At 58.5% G+C, this 21,986-nt stretch carries 15 protein-coding genes; 7 read left to right on the forward strand and 8 right to left on the reverse strand.

The genetic code is table 11. The features are described 5' to 3' along the window. Positions 1-20 precede the first annotated feature (20 nt). From ACHZBS_RS04165 to ACHZBS_RS04200, 8 genes are all read right to left on the reverse strand, one after another. Positions 21-1,223, reverse strand: a complete 1,203-nt coding sequence (locus ACHZBS_RS04165) for a DUF3322 domain-containing protein (protein ID WP_319405269.1) — start codon at positions 1,221-1,223, stop codon at positions 21-23. After that, the gene (locus tag ACHZBS_RS04170) at positions 1,220-4,591 is read right to left on the reverse strand and encodes an SbcC/MukB-like Walker B domain-containing protein (RefSeq protein ID WP_319405270.1); all 3,372 of its coding nucleotides are present in this window, start codon (positions 4,589-4,591) and stop codon (positions 1,220-1,222) included. Before ACHZBS_RS04170 ends, ACHZBS_RS04165 begins: the two co-directional genes overlap by 4 nt. Beyond that, a complete protein-coding gene (locus ACHZBS_RS04175) occupies positions 4,591-5,223 on the reverse strand; it encodes a DUF4194 domain-containing protein (protein ID WP_319405271.1) in 633 nt (210 codons plus the stop codon). Before ACHZBS_RS04175 ends, ACHZBS_RS04170 begins: the two co-directional genes overlap by 1 nt. 21 nt (positions 5,224-5,244) lie before the next feature. Continuing rightward, complete coding sequence (locus tag ACHZBS_RS04180) at positions 5,245-6,750, reverse strand: DUF3375 domain-containing protein (protein WP_319405272.1); 1,506 nt, start codon at positions 6,748-6,750, stop codon at positions 5,245-5,247. Positions 6,751-6,917: 167 nt separating this feature from the next. Then, complete coding sequence (locus tag ACHZBS_RS04185) at positions 6,918-7,604, reverse strand: RNA ligase family protein (RefSeq protein WP_319405273.1); 687 nt, start codon at positions 7,602-7,604, stop codon at positions 6,918-6,920. Then, positions 7,604-8,137, reverse strand: a complete 534-nt coding sequence (locus ACHZBS_RS04190) for a hypothetical protein (protein ID WP_319405274.1) — start codon at positions 8,135-8,137, stop codon at positions 7,604-7,606. The genes ACHZBS_RS04185 and ACHZBS_RS04190 overlap by 1 nt, the downstream gene beginning before the upstream one ends. Next, positions 8,134-9,552: a DUF3696 domain-containing protein gene (locus tag ACHZBS_RS04195; RefSeq protein ID WP_319405275.1), complete on the reverse strand. Its 1,419-nt coding sequence runs from the start codon at positions 9,550-9,552 to the stop codon at positions 8,134-8,136. The genes ACHZBS_RS04190 and ACHZBS_RS04195 overlap by 4 nt, the downstream gene beginning before the upstream one ends. A gap of 274 nt (positions 9,553-9,826) precedes the next feature. After that, the gene (locus tag ACHZBS_RS04200) at positions 9,827-10,429 is read right to left on the reverse strand and encodes a DUF3786 domain-containing protein (protein WP_319405276.1); all 603 of its coding nucleotides are present in this window, start codon (positions 10,427-10,429) and stop codon (positions 9,827-9,829) included. Positions 10,430-10,736: 307 nt separating this feature from the next. Here ACHZBS_RS04200 and ACHZBS_RS04205 point away from each other — a divergent pair, with 307 nt between their 5' ends. From ACHZBS_RS04205 to leuC, 7 genes are all read left to right on the forward strand, one after another. Further along, positions 10,737-13,391: a DEAD/DEAH box helicase gene (locus ACHZBS_RS04205; protein ID WP_319405277.1), complete on the forward strand. Its 2,655-nt coding sequence runs from the start codon at positions 10,737-10,739 to the stop codon at positions 13,389-13,391. 575 nt (positions 13,392-13,966) lie between these two features. Continuing rightward, complete coding sequence (gene glp / locus ACHZBS_RS04210; protein WP_319405278.1) at positions 13,967-15,193, forward strand: gephyrin-like molybdotransferase Glp; 1,227 nt, start codon at positions 13,967-13,969, stop codon at positions 15,191-15,193. Between the two features lie 222 nt (positions 15,194-15,415). After that, positions 15,416-17,344: a molybdopterin biosynthesis protein gene (locus tag ACHZBS_RS04215; protein ID WP_319405279.1), complete on the forward strand. Its 1,929-nt coding sequence runs from the start codon at positions 15,416-15,418 to the stop codon at positions 17,342-17,344. 6 nt (positions 17,345-17,350) lie between these two features. Continuing rightward, positions 17,351-17,770: an archease gene (locus ACHZBS_RS04220; protein WP_319405280.1), complete on the forward strand. Its 420-nt coding sequence runs from the start codon at positions 17,351-17,353 to the stop codon at positions 17,768-17,770. 158 nt (positions 17,771-17,928) lie between these two features. Then, entirely contained in the window at positions 17,929-19,362 is a 1,434-nt protein-coding gene (locus ACHZBS_RS04225; protein WP_319405281.1) for an RtcB family protein, read from the forward strand. A gap of 48 nt (positions 19,363-19,410) precedes the next feature. After that, positions 19,411-20,400: an undecaprenyl-diphosphate phosphatase gene (locus ACHZBS_RS04230; protein ID WP_319405282.1), complete on the forward strand. Its 990-nt coding sequence runs from the start codon at positions 19,411-19,413 to the stop codon at positions 20,398-20,400. A 111-nt stretch (positions 20,401-20,511) separates the two neighbouring features. Beyond that, a complete protein-coding gene (gene leuC / locus ACHZBS_RS04235; protein WP_319405283.1) occupies positions 20,512-21,921 on the forward strand; it encodes a 3-isopropylmalate dehydratase large subunit in 1,410 nt (469 codons plus the stop codon). Positions 21,922-21,986 lie beyond the last annotated feature (65 nt).

Below are 21,986 nucleotides of genomic sequence, written 5' to 3' on the forward strand. Positions count from 1 at the left end.
ATTCGGTGGTGGGCGTTCGACTATTCAGATGCGGCAATTGACCCCTTAAGCGTGGTTTTCAGAGCGGTATATGATATCCGCTCCTGTTCCAGCCTCAGCGCCTGTGCCCATTGATTTTGCCTGAGTCCTTCGTACACGGCAGCTTCTGCAGGATTGAGGTATGGCAAATCGCGATTCAGCGGCGTCCGCTCGGTGCCCCAGAGCAATCGGTGATCCATCAGGGTACGCAGGTCCATCAGCAGGGAACGGGTGTGCGGAAAGTAATGCCTGATCTGATCCAGCATGGCAAAACCATGCGTATCGACGTCTCCCCAGTAGTATAGCCTTTTACCGTCCAACCAGGCGGACGCAGCCAGTCGTTCCAGGCCATAACCGAGTCCGAAAACGACCATCGCGTTTTTTACCGCCGGAAAAGCCAGCCCGTTGATGTCATTCTCGGTGATGAAGATCCGTTCCACGCCGGGCGGATCGAGCCTGGCGAAGTCATCGGCGGGAATCTGCAGGTCCGTCAGCCCGGCGATGGATAAATTGGGATCGAGCAGGCGAAAGCGGATCTGGGCCGGTTTGGCCAGAAAACCGTAACGCTGCTCGAATCCGGCGACACCCGTGGCGCTGGAATCGATGGCCGCGGCCGGCAGCACGATATCCAACAGTTCGGCCAGGAGTTTCTTGTGACGCTCGATAAACTTGGTGTCGATGCCTGCGATTTCCAATTGACGAATGTAGATACCCGGCCGGGGGTGGCCCCGCAGCCATTCCAGCACGGCCAACAGTCCCGTCCAGCTTTTTTCGTGCTGAAGGGCGATTAACGGCTTGCGGGCCAACCAGGGTTCCAGGTCGGGAACGGCCCTGACGATCCGGCGGTAGAGCGCTTCGAAGGCCATCGCCGGCTTTTGTTTGCCGATAAAGCCCAGTGCCGCGGCCGGGTGTTCGAAAACGGCGGCCACCGGCAGCTGGTTACGGCCCAGTTGACGGTGGTTGACTTCGCGCCATTCAAGATCGTAGTTTTTATCCCCGCCCGATCCGGCCTGCCCCACCAGTTCCTCAATCCACGCTTTCACCTCGCCGTAGTGCTCTCCCAGTTCGCGCGGGGTCGGGCATTTCAGCGGTATGCGCAGCGGGAAAAGCGGTTCCGCAGTCAATTGTGCTGACAAAAGTTGTCCCCGGTTCCACAACTTTAACAGCCGGGCCCGGATCTCTTGGGGGCGTGTCCAGGCGGTCATGCGGACCGGGCCTCCCGTTCGGCGCGGTATTCTTCGATGGTCAGGTTGCGCAGCTGGGAGTGTTGGCCGTTTTCATTGTGCACGAACCCGACCCCGGCCACGTAAGGCTCAATGATGTGGATTTTTTGCAGCGGCGTGACGATCAGCAACTGCAGGTTGAGCCGCTTGAAAAGCTCTAGGGCATAGCGCGTGGATTCGTCCGAGCCGCGGCCGAAGGCTTCGTCGATCACCACGAAACGGAAGCTGCGCGATCGCACCGCCCCCCACTCCAGGCCGAACTGATAGGCCAGGCTGGCCGCCAGCACGGTATAGGCCAGCTTCTCCTTCTGGCCGCCCGATTTTCCGCCTGAATCGGTGTAGTGCTCGTACTCGCTGCCGTCCTCGCGCCAGCGTTCGGAAGCGGCAAAGACGAACCAGTTGCGCACATCGGTCACCTTGCGCATCCAGCGTTTGTCCAGCTCGCTGGTGCCTTCGCGGCCGCGGAAGCGATCGATGATCTGCTTGACCTGCATGAACTTGCCTTCGGCATACTGCTCGTCCTCCGATCCGGTCAGGCTGCCTTCGGTGCAGGCGCGCAGTTGCTGCTGAAAGTCGCGGATGTCGGCTTCCGGATTGTGCTGGGCTTCCAACTGGATGAAGCGGCCCGGATTGTATTCGATATCGGTCAGGGAACGGTTGATGCGATCAATACGCTCCCGGATGGTCTGGCGCTCACGGTTGAGCTGGGACTGGAAATTGGCGATCTCGCGGATGGTATTTTCGTTGAGCAGCTCCTTGAACTTTCTTTCGAAACGCGGCAGATCGTCTGCCTGCAGGCGGGCCAGCATGCGTTCGTACTCGGCGGCGGCCTCCAGACGGGCATCGGTCTCCTGGGTCTCTAAGGGGTAATCACGGCGATAATCCTGCATGGCCTTGATGACGCGCGCTTCGAGCGTTTTCAGGCGGCGGTCTTCGGCATCGATTTTAACCTGCAGCCAATCGCGCATCTTGCGCTCGTGGTTGTCGCAGGACTCGACGCTCAGGCGGTGTTCGCCCAGCGATTCCGATCGATAGGCTTCCAGCGATGTCACCCATTCGGTTTGTCGGGCATCGGGCGTTTCATTGACCGTCTGCCGGCATTCGCTCAATTGCCGGTCGGCCTGCTGCTGTTTTTCCTCATTTTGGGCGTGCTTTTTCTTGACTCCATCCAGGGCGGCGGCATTGTCGGCCATGGCTTGCTCCAGCTCCGCCAGCTGGCGGCCCAGGGTGGCCAGTACATCCGAAGCGGCTTCCAGGGCCTTTTTTTCCGCCTCCAGGTCGGCAATTCCCCGGGCCAGCGACTGCCAGTCCATTTCACTGAAGTCGCGCAGTTCACCCAGTTTTTCCAGGGCGCTTTTACGCGCGGCAATATCCTGCAGATGGCCCTGCAGGTCGGCGATCTGGTCGGCGGTTGCCTGCATGGCCCGTTCGAGCTGGTCGGCCCGGCCGCTCAGGACGGCGATCTTGGGTGCGTTGCTCCAGCCCAGCACATAGCGACTGCGGTCGTCCAGGCGATGCCGGTCGTCCTTTTCATGGCGCATCCCGCCCGATTTGATCTGACCGGCGCGGGTAATGGCCTGCTGCTCGCGGCTGAACTGTTCCAGGGTCTCGCAGCAGGCGAAATCGAATCGCCGGCCCAGTTCGTGCTCCAGCCAGTAAAAAAATTCCGAGTCCGGTTTGATATCCAGTTTGGCCGCCAGCGATTCGGGGTGCAGGCCGGTCGTCCCGGCGACGCGTTCGTCACGAACGCGAAAGTAGACCAGCCGGCCGCGCAGATGGGTGCGGTCCACCCAGCCGGCTACTGCGCCGTAGTGGCGTTCGGGAACCAGCAGGGAGAGGCCGAAATTGTGCAACAGACGCTCAGCCGCCCCCTCCCAGGCCGCTGCTTCTTCCCTGACCTGGATCAGCTCGCCGGCGAAGGGCATGTCGACGTCGTCAATTTTAAGTGCGTCGCAGAGCATCCGGCGGATGCGGATCTGTTTGGCGTCGATGTTGCTGCGCCGCTGGCGCAGCGATTCGAGTTCCCCGTTCAGCTGTTCATGCTGCTGTCTCAGTCCCTGCAGCTCGACGGCGGCCTCGGTGTGCGCATTCTGCAGATCCGCTTCCTGCCGTGCCAGGTTGGTCAGCAGCGCATCGATGCGGTTGCGGTTGTCAACGAACGCGTCGATGGTCAAGGTCACGGGCAGGCAGGCCTGCTGTGCCAGGTGCTGGTAGCGCCCGGCGCGTTCCTTACGGCGGGCCTTGCGCTCGGTTTGCTCCTTGATCTGCACCTTGAGGCGCTCGATGCGGTCGCCTCCCTTTTCGGCAATGGCCTGTTTCAGCTGATCCCGGCTCCCCGACTGCTCGCGGTGCTTTTGCGACAGCTGAGCCACCTGCTGGTCCAGCAGACGCTGCTCGTCGCGCAGGTTGGCCAGGCGCCTGACCAGCAAATCCACCTTGAGCGCGGCAAAATATGCCCGCAGCGAATCCCGACAGGTGCGTAAATGGGTGCGCTGCTGCACGATGCTGCGGTGCCGGTCGCAGCCGGCCGCAAGGGGCGTCAGGAGCGCAATCTGCCGTTTGGCCTTGAGCACGGCTTCATGGGCGCGGTTCAAATCGTCGACGTGACCGATCAGGGCATCGATGCGCGGCTGCACATCGGCGGCTTCGAGCATGTGTTCGCGGACAAACGCGGTCAGGTTGCCCACGGACTTCATCGAAACCGTCTGCAGGAACAGATCCAGGGCCTGTTCGTTGTCGATGCCGAAATGGCGCCTGAAGAGCGCTGCATAGGGCGGAAAGCTATCGAACAGGTGCACGCCGGACACAGCGCGCAGACGTTTGCGCAGCTGGTTCAGGTCGCTGCCGAAGTTCGCGAAATGGGTGGCGATGGTCAGCGGCTGGTCGGCCATCACATAAAAACGGCCGGGCTGCCCCTGCATGTCCTTGTGCCAAAGCACCTGCGCCAGGGTGATATCCTGGCTGTAGCCGTCGTTGCGGAACTCTCCCAAGATCACGGAATAGCTGTTATGATCGCGCAGGGCCACCGGTTTGGCGGATTGGCCGGTTTCGCTGCGTTCGGACTTGTAAAACCCCAGCACGTAGGAACGCAGCGACCGCTCCCGGCTGTCAGCCCCGGCAGCCTTGTTGTAGGCAATCCGCTGGGCCGGCACCAGCAGGGTGGTCACCGCGTCCACCAGGGTGGACTTGCCCGAGCCGATATCGCCGGTCAGCAGGCTGTTGTGTCCGCCCAGCTGCAGGGTCCAGACGCGGTCATGAAACGTTCCCCAGTTATAGACCTCCAGGCGCTTTAAACGAAAACCGGCCAGTGCGTCGCTGACCGCAAAATCGAGCAGTTCCTGATGTGCCATCAGGCGCCCTCCTCCGCGGATGAAGTCTCCCCGGACAGATGACCAAGGTAAACCTTGAGCCGGGCATCAAACTCGTTGAGCCACTGGGCATCGACGAACGCCTTGAGAATCCGTCGAACCTCGATGGACTGCGGCTGCCCGCGCAGGCGGCGGACGAATCCCAGGTCCACGATCTTGTTGATGTGGGCGTCGACCTGATCGACCAGGCGGGCTTCATTGGTGCCGGCCGGTAAAAAGGTGCGGACCATCTCGACGATGTCGTCGCGCGACAGAATCAGGCGCGGCTCCCCGCCGCCGGCGTCGGATTCGGCCAGCTTGCGCCGCAGCAGCGCCACCACCAGGCTGACGGGATAGGACAGCTGACGGCGTGCCACCAGGCGCGGCGGCGGTGCTTCGTCTTCGGTGGGCTCACGGGTATGCAACCAGGCATAGCCCTCGGCTTCATCCAGCATCAGGCTCAGCCCCATAACCGCCACATAATCCCTGACCCGAGCCTGCAGGTCCAACAAGTGCTGCCACAATCCCGGATCGGCCTCCTGGTAAAGAACCCCTTTCATTAACGTGACGACGACCCTGGACAACGCGTCGCCATCGGCCGGGGCTGCTGAAGTTGTGAACGTTTCGGGTTGCATGGATTGTCTTACCTGCTCCGGCTACCGGTTAAAGATCACCCGCGGCAGGCGGGCCACGCGCTCCCATCCCTGCTCGCCCCGCCACGCGATGCAGTCGGGGGTGGTCTCATCGAATAGCGCATTTTCATCGCCGGCCGCAAGGCAAAGGTAGGCCACCACCTCGGCCAGACCCTCCTGGATGGGGTGCTCGAGCGTTACCTCGCGCAAGGTGGTCTGGTGGCGGACCGCCAGCAACCGACGGATATTGGCCTGCAGCCGCGCCTTGTCCACGATGACCTGGTCGAACAGCGCCTCGGCGTCGATGCGCGCTTCATCGCCTGCCCGCACCTCGGCCGTAATCAGCGGTTTGACCGGCGGGAAATACATCGGCCGTTCCATGGGCATGTGGACCGTGGGCGCCGCTTCGTCGATATCCATGAAGCCACCGGGCGGCAGGGCGTCGCGCACGGCCAGGGCCGATGCTTCGATCTCGTGCAGCAGCTGCATAATGCGCCTGTTTTCCAGAAAGGCCCGATCGTCTAAATAGCGCCGCAACTGCTGCGACAACCGGGCCACCGTGCGCTGGGTCTGCTCGCCCGCCTCCAGCCAGTCGTAGTGGATGCGTTTCAGGCGGGGATCCGCCTCCAGGCTGTCAATGGCCGGCAGAGCAAAAACGTGGTCGAGCAGTTCGGAGAGCTCTTCCTGCCGCGCCGGCGACATCAGAAAATCCCAGAACGCGCGAAAACTGCGGCCCTGATCCGAATCGGCGATGGCGTCTCGCTCGCCGAATATCTTTTCCAGCAGCAGCCCCTTACGGCCTTCCCAGGTGGCGATCTCCTCGCGAACACGGCGGTCGAGTTGGCGGAAATTATGCTCGACTTCACGGAAATCGCCCAGCAGTTCACGGGCAACGGAACTCGCCTGCTGGAACCGGTCCCTTATTGCCGTATCGTCCAGCAGGGCCAGATCGCCGCTGCGGATGCGCTCGATCTCCCGGTCGATCTCCGCTTTGCGCGTCTCCAGCTCGGCGATCCGGGCGTCGGCATCGGCCTCGGTGCCGGTAACCATCTGCCGCAGCAGTTCAAAAACCGTCAACAGGCGCGATTCGGTACCCACAAAGGTTCGCTGGGTCAGGCTTTCCAGCCAGGCCAGCGCTTTTTCGGCAGCGGGTGTCAAATCGAAATGGGCCTCGTCGGACCCCGGCGGGTAGAACTTGCGCAGCCAGCCCTTGTCGTTGCGGGCCCATTCATCCAGATAGTCGCCGGCGCCGCGGGCAAAGTCTTCGATGCCCAGCGTTTCCGTCAGATGGAACAGTTCATCTTCGAGTTTGGACACCAGATCCTGCCGCGCCATCACCCGCACGTTGGGCTGGAGGAACACCCGGTGCAGAAAACTGGCAATCAGCGGCGCATGGTCGGCCATGAGCAGCCGCCAGGCCGGATGGGTTTTGCGCAGGGTGGTGAGGCTGGCGAAATCCATGTCAAGTTTTCTTGATCGTTTTTTGGCAATAGGCCCGCGACCGGATGCCTTGCGTTTGATTTTGCCCATTTTTCTATCCGGTATCGTTCGCCCGCCATTTTATTAGGCCGGTCGAACTGAAAAGACTTGGCAGAGACCTGTCTGTCTTCACAAGACCTGCACTCCGATGAGTTTGCAGACAGTGTTATTTAGGGTGCTGCAATACCATGCCTGGTTCAGGTCGATGTGGGAAATTGTCATGAATAGATCTCCGACATCAACCGATTGGCTTTAATCCCTGAACGTGACCAGTGCTGCTCGACCGCCTGGATAAACGCAGGACGAACCAACTTGGCTCTTTGCGCCAACCAGTCTCCCTGATCAAACCGCAGGTAAATACCTTCCGATGGCCGATTGCCGAGTTTTGATTGCAAAAAAAGCCTGCTAAGATCAGGGAGTGCAAATATTCCGCGTTCGATCATGGGTATTCGGTAAATATGGGTTGCCCTAAAAACTGTGTCGCGTCGTTTGCAGGACAAGAAATGACCCACTTTCTTGTCATAGACATCGAAACCAAGAAACCAGTCCGGTAGCAGGTCGTAAAAAACCGAGTGACGGGCATAACACCACTCTCCGAATATGATGTAGCGGTCCGTCAGATGTTCGAAGAGTTCCTCTGTTTTTGGGGCCAGCCAATCCGAAAGCTTTTTCCATTGGCCGGAACTCGGAAGATGCAGGTACGCCCCCCGGTTTTGAGCACGAATATTTCCGTCGGAGTCGAAGGAAATTCCCAGATTCGCCCCGTCAACTTTTTCTTCGACGACAAGTTCATGATCAAGGAATCTGGTTTTTTCCGCATCCGACATGACCTTATCCCCCCTGACTTCGACGCCAGCGAGGAGCGCCAGATGAGGTGTGGAGGGGAATTTAAAAAAATCCGACATCACCTGCCCATCTTCTCCACATATTTTCTCTCGATGTAGTCCGGGCAAAGGAAATGAACGCTAACACCGACCTCACCCAAGGCATCCTTCCATCCCCACCATTTGCTATCCGTTGCTTGCAATATTGGCGGTTTGGCAGGATGAGCATTGGCAACGGCGACAAACTTTCGGTCGGAAGGATCGAAATCGTTCAAACCTTCATGATCAGGAAATTGATCATAGGATTCACCATTTTTCGTAATTTGCACCCGGTCAGCTTCAGGAAATTTCCAACGGTTATCATTAACCCACTTCATGAATCGGTCTCCCACACCGGGCTGGCCTTTCATCGAGAGCTTATGCCGATATTCATCAAATATTTCATGACCGGCATCAATCACCAAACCCCCTTTCTTGACGATATGTTCGACGGCTTCAACGCAGGCGAGAACACAGTCGGTCAATTCCTGAGGAATAGTGTCCGGGGTAAGTGCAAGATTAGCCGTTTTGGGAACATTGGTATCGACCAGGCATTTCTTCGGCAGATTGTTCATTCGGGGACCTTCAAACCCGCAGTGCTCTGTTGCATCCGCTTTTTCATAGCTGCTTTGGCCTGCTCGGTAATGTCTCCCATCTCATCACCGAAAAAGTTCTCCGGCCAATTCTGGATATGGCCGAAAAGGTCAATCTGAAGCGGTTCCAGTGTGGCTGGCGTCTTTGATATGTTGGCAAAATAGGCTGAAATCTTTTGTTGATCTACTTTCTCCTCGGCGATTCTCCTTTGCAGCCGCCGGAGGAAGTGCTCGGAGTGGGTCTCAATGACTAACTGGATATTTCTGTCAGCGCCATTTTCTTTTGAGTTGATGACATCGATCATCACATCGGCCAAAGCCGATTGAGCGCTGGGGTGAAGGTGAATCTCCGGCTGTTCCATCAGGATTATCGATCCCGGTGGCGCATAGAAACACTGAACCAGAACAGGGAGAACCTGGGAAATACCAAATCCGACATCGGGGAGGTCGACTCCATCTTTTGAACCCTTTGCACGAATTTTAACTTTATATAGCTGCTCAGAAATAGAATCGACGTTGAAGGATTCGATCAATCCCATTTCCTTAAGTTTCAGGGCAATAACTTGTTCAAATGGCTTTGCCGGAGAAGCTCTCTTGGCTCCAGGTTTAACTATGCTTATTTTCCTGTTTCGAGCTGACAGAATAGCTGCAATGGTATTTTCACCAGAAAAACCAACGCTTTCTGGCGCATTTCCTCCCCATGTATATACCCTGTCCGCCTTCGACCTTAAAGGGCCTAAGTAACAAATCGATTTGAAAAGCTGCTCTTGTTCAAAATTTAGCACCTGCACAAATTCTGCGTTCTGATAGTAAGCAACTGCTTCATCAGGAAAACCGTAAAAACGCACAACATCCTTCAATGCCCAAGCCCGCATTTTTTTTCTTACAAGGCTGTATTGCTCAGCAGTTGCCTGATACTCCTTAGCCTTACCCCCTTGTTTCTGTGACAATTCAACAGAGAGCGATTGTTCCATATTTTGCATCAATTGGTATTTAAATTTTTCGACGACTAATGAATATTGGTCTTTATCTCCCAGTCCGACTTCCGCCTGAAAAGACAGACCATCTCCGGAGAACGACTGCCCGGAAACAGGATCTTTGATCTTCAAAACATCTTGAAGTGTCCATTGGTATTCAAACGCAATCTTGTTCTCAGGGTCGCGGTGAAAGACCATTTCCTGATAGGAGCCAAGTTGCACCGCAGAATTTTTCCCGCCTGGATAAAACACCGCCTTCCGGTCGGGTAACTCAACCGTCTGTTTTAACATCATCAGGAATTGCCCGATACTCGACTTACCGGAGCTGTTGGCACCAAAGAACAAAGAAATCGGGGCCATGCGAATGGTATCGGTGTCCTTCCATCCTTTAAAATTTTGTATTCGCAACTTGTTAAGCATCTTGCTTTCCTTCCCATAGGATCACTGCATAGCCGTAACACGTGAGCAGCTGCATGTCTTTTTCGAAACGCTTTTTGGCGTTATTTTCCGCCGCATCGATCAGGTTAGCGACACGAATAATCTTTTTATGGTTGGACAAACAATTTTTTATATGTCAAAAAGATAAAAAGTCAATAATTTTAGTATATTTTATGCGTTTACAGCTGTACGTTCACAACAGCAGGCAATAGGATGAACCAACCATATTCCCGGATCGGAGTACAGGGTGCCACTGTCAATGAACCAGCCCCAGAATCGTTTTCGACGTGTACTCGCCCACATCGGCCAGTCCGTCCATGGGCATGAAGCGGTTGGCGTTGCCGGAATAAAGGCAAGTTACCGACGGCGGGAAGTCCTCGTCGGCCTCGTAGAAAATGTAGCACAGGAAAATCTTGGGCAGGGGCCGGACCACGAAAGCGAAATCACCAGCGGCGGAAGCGGGTGCCGCCTGGCCGGAAAGCCGCTCCATGATCAGGGCGATTTTCGCTTTGATCCGGTGGACTGCCGGCACCAGGATCTGCTCGGTGTGGGAGGCAAAGGCGCTCACATAGGGCGCCGAATCGGGAAACTCCTTGAACGCCCGAAAAGGCGCCAGCAGGGGAAGCTCGGCTATGGCATGTAAAGCATACAGGGAAAGCAGGATGCCGATCACGCCCGCCGGTTCGATACCGTCCAAGGTGATGCCATCCGGTGAAATGACACACGTTTTGCCGAATGCCGTGAACGAATAGGTTGACCCGTCTTTCATGGCGGGAAGCGTCTTCTCCAAATCTCCCGGCAGATGCCCATAAAGCCGCTCCAGATTGGCCATAGCCAGTTTCAGGTAGTTGTCGGTCATCGTAGTTCATCCGTCCTTCATGAATTCATGGTTATACCCGCCCGATTCTTTCCAGGAGGCTGTTTCAAAGGAGGCGGTTTCAAAAGGTGGCAGTTCGGTCAAGATCAAGGCGGGCGATCATTTCAACCGGAGGAATACTTTAGGTATTTCGAGGATTGAAATGTGAGCCCAACACCGATATTGACCGAAATGGGGCATTTTGAAACCAGCTCCCAAAACAGATATCATTCTACCCGCCCACGTTGCAAATGGAAGGATAGAACGGTATAGAGGGCCGAACCGACTCGATCATTTCAGGAGGATCCGTATGAGAACCCTGCGAGACAAACTCTCCCATCTGTCCTTTTTACAGGCCGCTAAACTGCTGGGGCCCCGGGGCCGGGAACTGATCATGGAAGGCGGCAAATTCGAAATCGACCTGGTCGAGCAGGTGACCCTGGATGATCGGCACTTCCGCCTGACCATCGAGGAGGCTGTCGTAACCATCGGCTTGACCGACGACAAGCGGCAGCGATTCGACCTTTGCTGCAACGCCTGCAGCGGTGCCTGCGTGCATCAGGGGGCGGCCCTGTCCCTGGTGCTGGAGGAAAAGCTTGCCCTGGGTTTATCGGCACCGCCCCCGGAACGCACCCCTATCGAAAGCCTTGATGAAGCGGCCCTCATCGAGCAGGCCATCAACGAACGCCGGCAGCGCGCCCGTGACGAAAAAATGCGCCTCCAATCGATGAACCCTCAGCAGTTGTGGACCGATTATGTGATCACCAACCCGCTCTCCGGCAAAAGCTACCGCCTGGCCCTGCGCGGCTGGGAGCCGGGCGAGTCCTACTGCGCCTGTCCCGATTTCCGCAAGAACACCCTGGGCACCTGCAAGCATATCCTCTACGCCCTGGAGCGCGGCCGGGCCAAATTCCCCAAGTCTGTGAAGGATACCCCGGCAATCGTCGAAGAGATCGGCGTATACCTGCGCTATGGCCGACATCTGGAACTTCACCTGCTGCTTCCCGATCAACTGGAGATGCCGGTCCAATCCATATTGGCGCCTTTAAAAGATACGGCCATCGACGACCCCAAGGATCTGTTGCAGCGTATCGGCCAGGTGGAACGCCTGGGCAGGTCAGTGACGATCTACCCGGATGCCGAAGAATACATTCAGCAGTTGCTGTTTCAACAGCGCATGGCAGCAGTGATGGCCGAGATTCGCAGGGATCCCGCGGCCCATCCCCTGCGCAAGACCCTGCTGAAAACCGACCTGCGGCCCTACCAGCTGGACGGCATCGCCTTTGCGGCCGGAACCGGGCGGGCTGTCCTGGCCGACGATATGGGCCTGGGCAAAACCATCCAGGGCATCGGTACGGCCGAACTGCTCTCCCGTCATGCGTCTGTTTCCAAAGTACTGGTCATTTGCCCGGCTTCCCTCAAGTCCCAATGGCGCAGCGAAATCAGACGATTCAGCGATCGCAGCGTCCGCCTGATACTGGGCAGCCACAAGGAGCGACCGGCTCAATATGCGGGCGATCAATTTTACACGGTCTGCAACTACGAGCAGGTGCTGCGCGATATCCTGGCCATCGAACGCGTGGCCTGGGACCTGATCATCCTGGACGAAGGCCAGCGGATTAAAAACTGGGAGGCCAAGACCAGCCGAATCGTCAAGGCCCTCAAGTCACCCTTCGCCCTGGTGCTGTCCGGCACGCCCTTAGAGAACCGGCTGGATGAACTTTTTTCGGTGGTGGAGTTTATCGACGACCGGCGCCTGGGACCGGCCTTCCGGTTTTTCAACCGCCACCGGGTCGTCGATGAAAAGGGCAAACTGCTGGGGTATAAACGTCTGGACCGGCTCCGTGAGGCCTTGCGCCCGATTATGCTGCGACGTACCCGCCGGCAGGTGCTGGATGAATTGCCGCCGCGCACCACCGAGGTGATCCGCATCGCCCCCACCGAAGAACAGCTCGACATGCAAAAAGGCCACCGCAACATCGTTCAGACCATCATCAACAAGAAGTATCTGTCGGAAATGGATCTGTTGCGGCTGCAAAAGGCACTGCTCATGTGCCGCATGTGCGCCGACAGCACCTTTCTGGTGGACAAACAGGCCCCGGGCTACTCCAGCAAACTTAAGGAACTGGGCGATCTGCTGGAACGGCTAAAAGCCGAAGCGGACCGGAAGATCGTTCTCTTCTCCGAATGGACCACCATGCTCAACCTGATCGAGCCCCTGCTGGAAGTCCGCGAGATGAACTACGTGCGCCTCGACGGTTCGGTGCCCCAAAAAAAACGCCAGGAACTGATCCACCGTTTCCAAAGCGATCCGTCCTGCATGCTGTTTATCACCACCAATGCCGGTGCCACGGGCCTGAACCTGCAGGCGGCCAATACCGTAATCAATGTGGATCTGCCCTGGAATCCGGCCGTACTGGAGCAGCGCATTTCCAGGGTCCACCGCATGGGTCAGCAGCAGTCGGTGCAGGTCTTTCTGCTGGTCACCGCCGACACCCTGGAGGAGAACCTGCTGGGCACCCTGTCGGCCAAGCACCAACTCTCCCTGGCGGTTCTGGATCCGGACACCGACACCAGCCAGGTGGAGATGAGCACGGGCATGGAAGAGCTTAAGCGCCGCATGGAGATCCTGCTGGGGGCTCGGCCCGAAGCGGCCGAAGACGAGAGCATGAAGGCCGACGCCGAAAAAACGGCTGCCGCCCTGGTCAGAAAGGAAAAAGTGGCCGCCGCCGGCGGCCAGTTGATGGGAGCCGCATTCGCCTTTATCGGCGAGATGTTCGCGGACCGGTCAACCGACAACGGCTTGGAACAGCTGGCCGGCGTGTTCAAAGCCAAATTGGGCGAGTGCATGGAGAGATCGGCGGATGGCCGGTTGAACATGACCATCACCCTTCCCGACGAAGCCTTTCTAGACACCATGGCCCGCTCCCTGGCGAGGATGGTGGGGTTGGGAACAAAGCCTTAGAAAAGAGAATATCCAATATCGAGCAAGGAACCGTAGAATGAAAAAAAGGTATGCTGCCTATTTTTAATATCGCCATCACGAAGTAATCCCTGCCTTCGACATTCGAAAGTGGACATTGGCCATTCTGCGGTTTGCTTTTCAATACGATCCAGACCGAAGACCGTTCTGTCCTCAGTCCTCTGACCTCAGCCCTCCGTCACTCTCCCACCCATTTTCGCTGTCCTTGGCGATGAACCAGATGGGACAGGCGGTCCGGTGCTTGCAATACAGTTTCGGGTCCCGGCACCGGGCGCACTGATCACAAAAATAAATCTGATATTTCATGCACACCAGCCCGGCTGATTGATCCGGATGATTCACACAGGTTGCCATTGTTTCTGTTTCCATCGTTTCTATTGTGATATAGTAACCTCAACAGGTAAAGCAGTCATGAAATCTATGGGGCCCTTGGTTTCAGTGGGGTTGCATTAACGTGACACCCAAAAATGGATCCCCGGGCCGGTTTGTGGCGATTGAATCGTCCCAACCACCGGCTGACCCGGTAGACTGGCATAGCAAAAAGAGATAGAGATGTCATGAAAGAGTTTTTCAACGTTGAAACCATCGAAGGGGTCCTGGCCCACGTCCCGTCATTTATGCCGGTGGACACGGAAACGGTGGCACTGGCGGAATGTCTGGGCAGGGTCCTTGCCGAAGACGCCTATTCCGATGTGGACATTCCCGAGTTCAACCGCTCCACCATGGACGGGTTTGCCGTAAAAGCATCCTCCACCTTCGGCGCATCCGAGGCCAATCCCGCATACCTGACCGTTCGCGGGCAGATCAGGATGGGGGCCCAGCCCGATTTTTCCATCGGCCCCGGGGACGCGGCCCGGATCGCCACCGGCGGCATGCTGCCCGAGGGGGCCGACAGCGTCATCATGGTGGAGCATACCGATACGCTGGACAACACCACCATCGAAGCTTACCGCAGCGTGGCCCCGGGCCAGCATGTCATCGAAAAGGGTGAGGACATCCGGCATACCGAACCGGCGCTGACCAGAGGAACGCGGATCCGCCCCCAGGAAGCCGGCCTGCTGGCCGCCTGCGGGCGCACGGAGATCCCCGTTTTCAGGCGCCCCCGGGTGGGCATCATCTCCACCGGCGACGAAGTGGTGCCGGTGGACCGGGTACCCGGAGAAGGACAAATCCGGGACATCAACACCCAAACCCTGTCCGGGCAGGTGCTGGCAGCCGGAGGGATCCCGGTGGTATTCGGAATCGTCGGGGACAACCGCAAAGATCTCATGGAAAAGTGCCGACGGGCCCTGGAACGCACCGACATGGTCATGATTTCCGGCGGCAGTTCGGTGGGGGCCAGGGATTTTACCGTGGAGGTACTGGATGCCCTGCCCGATACCGAAATCCTGGTCCACGGCATTTCCATCAGCCCGGGCAAGCCCACCATCCTGGCCCGCTCCGGCGGCAAGGCCTTCTGGGGACTGCCCGGCCACGCCGTATCCGCCATGGTGGTCTTTGCCGTGGTGGTCCGCCCCTTTCTGGACCGGTTGTGTGGATTGACGCAAACGGCCCGGCAGTTTCCGATTCAGGCCACCCTGAACCGTAACCTCGCCTCGGCCCAGGGTCGTGTTGACTACGTCCGTGTGCGCCTTCTTGAGGATGGCGGTCTCATCAAGGCCGAACCCATTCTCGGTAAATCAGGACTGATCAACACCATGGTCAAAGCCGACGGTCTCATCGCCATCGACATGAACACCGAAGGACTGGAAAAGGGGACAACAGTTGAGGTGATACCGCTATAACAGACACTATTCAGGTTTTATCGCGGTTCAATCAAAGCGAATTTCCAATGTCCAACGCTGAACCGCAGAATATCGAAAAAAGGTATTCTGCCGTTTTTGAATTATCGACATCGTGCAGCGATACCACCCTTCGATATTCGACATTGAATATTGGGCATTCTGCGGTTCTCTTTTTTCTATTACGAAAAAGTCTGACACTTAAAACGATAACGGGAGCAATCGTTGAAAACCAAACGCAACGTATACTTGAAGATGAAGCCCCTGGAGGAAGCCCGGCAGATCCTCTTCGACCATTTCCCCGGCACCGGCACCATGGCCGCTGAAAACGTGTCGCCGCCCGATGCGGTGGGCCGGGTCCTGGCCGAACCGGTGACGGCCGCCGTGTCGTCACCCAACTTTCACGCCGCCGCCATGGACGGCGTTGCCGTGAAGGCGGAGGAGACCTTCGGTGCCAGCGAAACCCGACCCAAAGAGCTGTCCGTGGGGACCCAGGCCCGCTTTCTCAACACCGGCCACGTCATGCCCGAGGGCACCGATGCGGTGATCATGATCGAGAACATCCAGACCGTGGGCGACGATCGCATCCGCATCGAGTCGCCGGCCTTTCCCTGGCAGCACGTACGCAAAATGGGAGAAGACATCGTGGCCACCGAACTGCTCTACCCCCGCGGCCATACGGTGACTCCATACTGCGTCGGCGCCCTGATCTCGGGCGGCATCTACAGGGTACCGGTGAGAAGAAAACCGCGCGTGCTGATCATTCCCACCGGCTCGGAGCTGGTGGACTGGCGCACCACCGCCCCCGAAGACCTGAAGCCGGGGCAGGTGCTGGAAACCAACGCCGCCGTGCTGGAAAAAATGATCGACGCCTGCGGCGGCGAGGCGGTAAGGCACGACCGGGTCATGGACGACCTGGATCTCATCCGTCAAACGGTGGCCGACGCCGTAGCCGGCGATGTGGATATGGTCATGACCATCGGCGGATCGTCAGCCGGTTCCGAGGACTACGCCCTGCCCGTTCTCCAGGATCTGGGACAACTGATGGTCCACGGGGTGACCATCATGCCCGGCAAACCGGTGATCCTGGGCGATATACGGAGTAAGCCCTTTTTCGGCATTCCCGGCTACCCGGTGTCGGCCATCATCGCCGTCGAGCAGTTTGTTCAACCCCTGATCAGGCGCATGCTGGGCGTTGCCGACCACCCACGGCAGACGGTTGCCGTGCTGCCTACCCGCAAGATCGCTTCCAAGCTGGGCGTGGAGGAATTTTTTCGGGTCAAGCTCGGGCAGGTGGGCGATCGGATCGTGGCCACGCCCCTGCCCCGGGGAGCCGGCATGATCACCAGCATTACCGAGGCCGACGGCATTATCCGCATCCCTCGCCAGTCGGAAGGCATCAAGGACAGCGACCCGGTCGTTGCCGAACTGCTAAAACCCCTGCCTGCCATCCGCAACACCATCGTCATCGTGGGCAGCCACGACAACACCCTTGACGTACTGGCCGACCAACTGCGTGCCGGCGACGGCGCCCTGACCCTTTCTTCCAGCCACGTGGGCTCCATGGGTGGCCTCATGGCCGTCAAACGCGGGGTATGCCACCTGGCCGGCGCCCACCTGCTGGATACGGAAACCGGCGAATACAACCGCTCATATGTTAGGCGCTATCTCCCCGACACGCCGGTCCGCCTGGTGAACCTGGTGATGCGCGACCAGGGCCTCATCATCCCCAAAGGAAACCCCAAGGGCATCACGGGCATAGAAGATTTAGGACGCGACGACATCGTTTTCATGAACCGCCAGGGCGGTTCGGGTACCCGGATCCTGCTGGACTATCGGCTGGGGCAGATCGGCCTCTCCCCGGAGCGGATCAACGGCTACACCAGCGAAGAGTTCACCCACATGAACGTGGCCGTGGCCGTGCTCAGCGGCACGGCAGACGCGGGGCTGGGCATCTATGCTGCGGCAAAGGCTCTGGGACTGGATTTCATTCCCGTGGTTACCGAGCAATACGATTTGATCATTCCGGACCTGTTTTTCGAATCCGTCAACATCCGGGTTCTGCTGGAGACCATCAATACCGCTGTTTTTAAATCGCGGGTGGAATCCCTGGGCGGTTACAGCACGGCCAAGACGGGCACGATTGTTGGCTAAAAAACCATGACCAAAAACTACACCCTTTTGGACCACACCGCAGACCTGAGAATCTGCGTCAGCGGCGCTGATCCGGCCGATTTGTTTAAAAACGCCGGCCTGGCCCTGTTTGACCTGATCACCCAACCGGACCGGCTGAAACCTCGGGAGGTAATCGAGGTAGCAGTCACCGGCGACGATCCGGCGGATCTCATGGTCAACTACCTGCGGGAGCTGCTCTACCTGTGGACCGGCAAGGAAAAGTTGGTTAACATGATCGAGATCCAGCAGATCTCGGAAACCAGCGTCTCCGCCCGGGTCTCTACCGACCGCTATCGGCCTGAACATCATGAGATTCTTCAAGAAATCAAGGCGGTTACCTACCACCAGATCGATGTGAGCCGGACGGCAAGCGGCTGGCAGGCAACGGTAGTATTCGACATTTGAGCGGCCTTCCAGAAATGGTGGTTTGTAGTTCAGGTCAAGGCCGCAGTGTTTTCGAAACCGCAGGTGTAGCATCGCTACGTCGAGGATTGGGAAAACGCAAGAACACCGGCCTGGGCTGAAAGATGCCATTTCTGGCGGGTCGCTGACGGGAGGTTGAAATGGAATTGAAACAGATCAGCCCCTATTGTTACGAAATTCCCCGGTCCGGGTCCATGAACGTTCCTGGCCGGATCTTCATGAGCGGCTCTATGGTTGCCCAGCTGAGCGAAGAAGAAGCACTGAAACAGGTAGCCAACGTGGCTACGCTGCCCGGCATCCTCAAAGCGGCGATGGCCATGCCCGACATGCACTGGGGCTATGGTTTTCCCATCGGCGGCGTAGCCGCCTTCGATTGGGACACGGGGATCATCTCGCCCGGCGGGGTCGGCTACGACATCAACTGCGGCGTACGCCTGGCCGCCACCGGCCTGGAAGACAAAGAGGTCCGGCCCGTGGTGGATCGACTGGTCAATGCCCTTTTCCAGAACATCCCGTCAGGCGTAGGCTCAACCGGGTCGGTAAAGCTGTCCCCCAAAGAGGAGATGAAGGTGCTGCGAGAAGGCGGCAGCTGGGCTGTCCGCCACGGCCTCGGCGAAGGGTCGGACGTCGAGCGCACCGAAGACGGGGGCTGCATGGCCGATGCCGATCCGTCGGTGCTCAGCGAAAGGGCACTAGAGCGCGGGGTCAAGCAGCTGGGCACACTGGGCTCCGGAAACCATTTCCTGGAAGTGGGCGTGGTCGATGAGATTTTCGATGAACCGACGGCCCGGGCCTTCGGTCTGTTCCACAATCAGGTGACGGTGCTGCTGCACTCGGGGTCCCGGGGACTGGGTTATCAGGTCTGCGACGACTCTCTGGCCTTCATGGCCAAACACGTCAAGACGTTAAACATCCAGCTGCCCGACCGCCAGCTGGCCTGCGCCATGATTCAATCCGATGCCGGCCGGCGTTACTTTGCCGCCATGGCCTGCGCAGCCAATTACGCCTGGGCCAACCGTCAGATCCTATTGCACCGGGCCAGAGAAACCTTCCAGCAGGTGCTGGGCATCGGCCCCCGGGATCTGGCCATGCATCAGGTGTACGACATCTGTCACAACATCGCCAAGCGCGAGGAGCACACGGTGGATGGTAACCAGCGGATCGTCTGCGTCCACCGCAAAGGGGCCACCCGGGCCTTTCCGCCGGGCCACCCGGCAATCTGCGAGGCCTATCGGCAGGTGGGGCAACCGATCCTCATCCCCGGCGACATGGGCACCGCCTCTTATGTGATGGCCGGCACGCAGACCGCCATGGAAGAAAGCTTCGGGTCCACCTGCCACGGCGCCGGACGGGTACTGAGCCGCACAGCCGCCAAAAAACAGAGCAAGGGCCGGGCCATCCATCGCGAACTGGCCGACAAGGGCATCCTGGTCAAATGGACCGGCCGCAGCACCCTGGCCGAAGAGATGCCCGATGCCTACAAGGATATTGACCAGGTCGTGGAAACGGTGCATGGTGCCGGTCTGTCGAAGAAAGTGGCCCGGTTGAAGCCGATTTGTGTAATCAAAGGATAAAACCGGTAGCGGCCGGTTTTTAGTCGGGCCGGTCAAAAAGGAACGGATATGCGTTTGGGTAAATCCAGGCTGTTCAATCTCATTGCAACCTTATTGCTGCTGTTCACCAGCAGTATCGGCACCGCGAGCGGTGACCAAACCGCACCCCCGACCGTAATCGAACAGGACGCTGCGGCGATGACCGTCGTGCAGGCGATGATTCTGGGCGTGGTCGAAGGCCTGACCGAATATCTGCCGGTCAGTTCCACCGGTCATCTGCTTCTGGCGGAGCGGCTGATGGGCATCGGCGATTCCCCATCCGCCTCGGCAGAGGAACAGCAGCGCACCAAGGATGCAGCCGATGCATACACGATCTGCATTCAGGCAGGCGCCATCATTGCCGTGCTGGGACTGTATTTCAGGCGTGTCAGACAGATGCTGAAAGGGCTGATAGGACGGGAGCCGGACGGGAGCCGGTTGCTGGCGAATGTGGCGGCCGGCTTTATTCCCGCAGCCATCATCGGGCTGCTGTTCAACAAAATTATCAAGGCCTGTCTCTTCGGACCCTGGCCGGTGGTGGCCGCCTGGTTCGTGGGTGGCGTGGCCATCCTGGCGGTCAATTGGCGCAACCGGAAAACCCGCGGGCATACCCATGAGGGCCTGTCGCTTGAGGATCTGACTTGGCGCATGGCGCTGGTCATCGGTTTTGCCCAGTGTATCGCCATGTGGCCGGGGGTCAGCCGCAGCCTGGTGACCATCGTGGGAGGAATGATGGTGGGACTTTCGCTGTCTGCTGCCGTGGAGTATAGTTTTCTGTTGGGCGTAGTGACCCTCGGAGCAGCCACGGCTTATGATGCCCTCAAGCACGGTCAGATGATGCTGCAGACCTTCGACCTCCCTCCCCTCGCCATCGGTCTGCTGTTGGCCTTTATCTCGGCCGTGGCGTCGGTCAAATGGATGGTGTCCTATTTGAACCGCCACGGACTGGCGGTTTTCGGCTATTACCGAATTGCAATAGCGCTGGCAACTTCCGCATGGATCGTGACCGGGACCCAGTGACGACTAATTTTACGTAGGAAGCCTGTTTCAAAAAGCTTCAGTTCAAGTCAATACCATCCTTGGAATGACGCGACCCCTGAAAAGCCAGAACTAAAAATGAAAGCTCAATCCATGGGAAAGACATTGTTCGAAAAAATTTGGGCGCCCCACGTGGTGCGGGATCTACCAGACGGTGGCTGCCTGCTGTACATTGACCGCCACCTGGTGCACGAGGTGACCAGCCCGCAGGCCTTTGACGGGTTGCGGCTGGCCGGAAGAAAGATCAGGCGGCCGGAGCTGACCTTTTCCACCATGGACCACAACGTGCCCACCACCGAAGACCGCCTGGACATCAAGGACCCCATCTCCAGAACCCAGGTGGAGGCGCTGCAGCAGAACTGCGATGCCTTCGGGGTTAACCTGTTCGGGCTGGGTGACGACCGGCAGGGCATCGTGCATGTCATCGGTCCGGAGTTGGGGATCACCCTGCCGGGCCTGACCATCGTGTGCGGCGATTCCCACACCTCCACCCACGGCGCCTTCGGCGCCCTGGCCTTCGGCATCGGCACCTCCGAGGTGGAACACGTTCTGGTCACCCAGACCCTGGTCCAGAAAAAACCCCGCACGTATCAGGTGGAATTCACCGGCCGTCCCGGCTCCCATATCTTTGCCAAGGATATGGTGCTCAAGATGATCGGCACCATGGGGACTGCCGGCGGTTCCGGGCATGTCCTGGAATATGGCGGTGAGGCCGTCCGCGGCCTCTCCATGGAAGGACGCATGACCATCTGCAACATGAGCATCGAAGCCGGCGCACGGGCCGGTATGATCGCCCCGGATGACACCACCTTCGACTACATTACCGGCCGGGAACGTGCCTTTGCACCGACCGGCAAGGCTTTAGACAAAGCATTGGCGTACTGGCGCAGTCTGCCCAGTGACCCTGATGCGCCGTTCGATCAGACCTTGACCATCGACGCGGGCCGCATTGCGCCCCAGGTCACCTGGGGAACCAACCCCGGAATGGTACTGGATGTAGACCAGCCGATACCCTCCCCGGATAACGCCGGCGGATACAGTCCCTCGGATGTAAGAAAGGCCCTGGACTACATGGGACTCTCGCCCGGGATGAAGCTCACCGATGTGCCCTTGGATGTAGTTTTTATCGGCAGCTGCACCAATGCCCGGATCGAAGACCTGCGGCAGGCCGCCGCCATCCTGGAGGGCCGCAGGAAGGCTGACCACGTGGAACTGCTGGTGGTTCCCGGGTCCCATCAGGTTCGTCTGCAGGCCGAAGCCGAAGGGCTGGACCGTATCTTCAAAGCCGCCGGCGGCCAGTGGCGCTATGCCGGGTGCAGCATGTGCCTGGGGATGAACCCGGACCAGCTGCGCCCGCAGCAGCGCTGCGCCTCCACCTCCAACCGCAATTTTGAGGGACGCCAGGGAAAAGGCGGGCGCACGCACCTGGTCAGCCCGGAAATGGCGGCGGCGGCGGCGGTGGCCGGAAAATTCGTCGACATTCGACGATGGGTTGAATCGTAGGTAGTGTACTTAGGGTGCGTCGAAGTGACGAGAAATGAAGCCTAACGCAGGTATCGGGTTTTTTA

This window comes from uncultured Desulfosarcina sp. (assembly GCF_963664155.2).
GTDB lineage: Bacteria > Desulfobacterota > Desulfobacteria > Desulfobacterales > Desulfosarcinaceae > Desulfosarcina.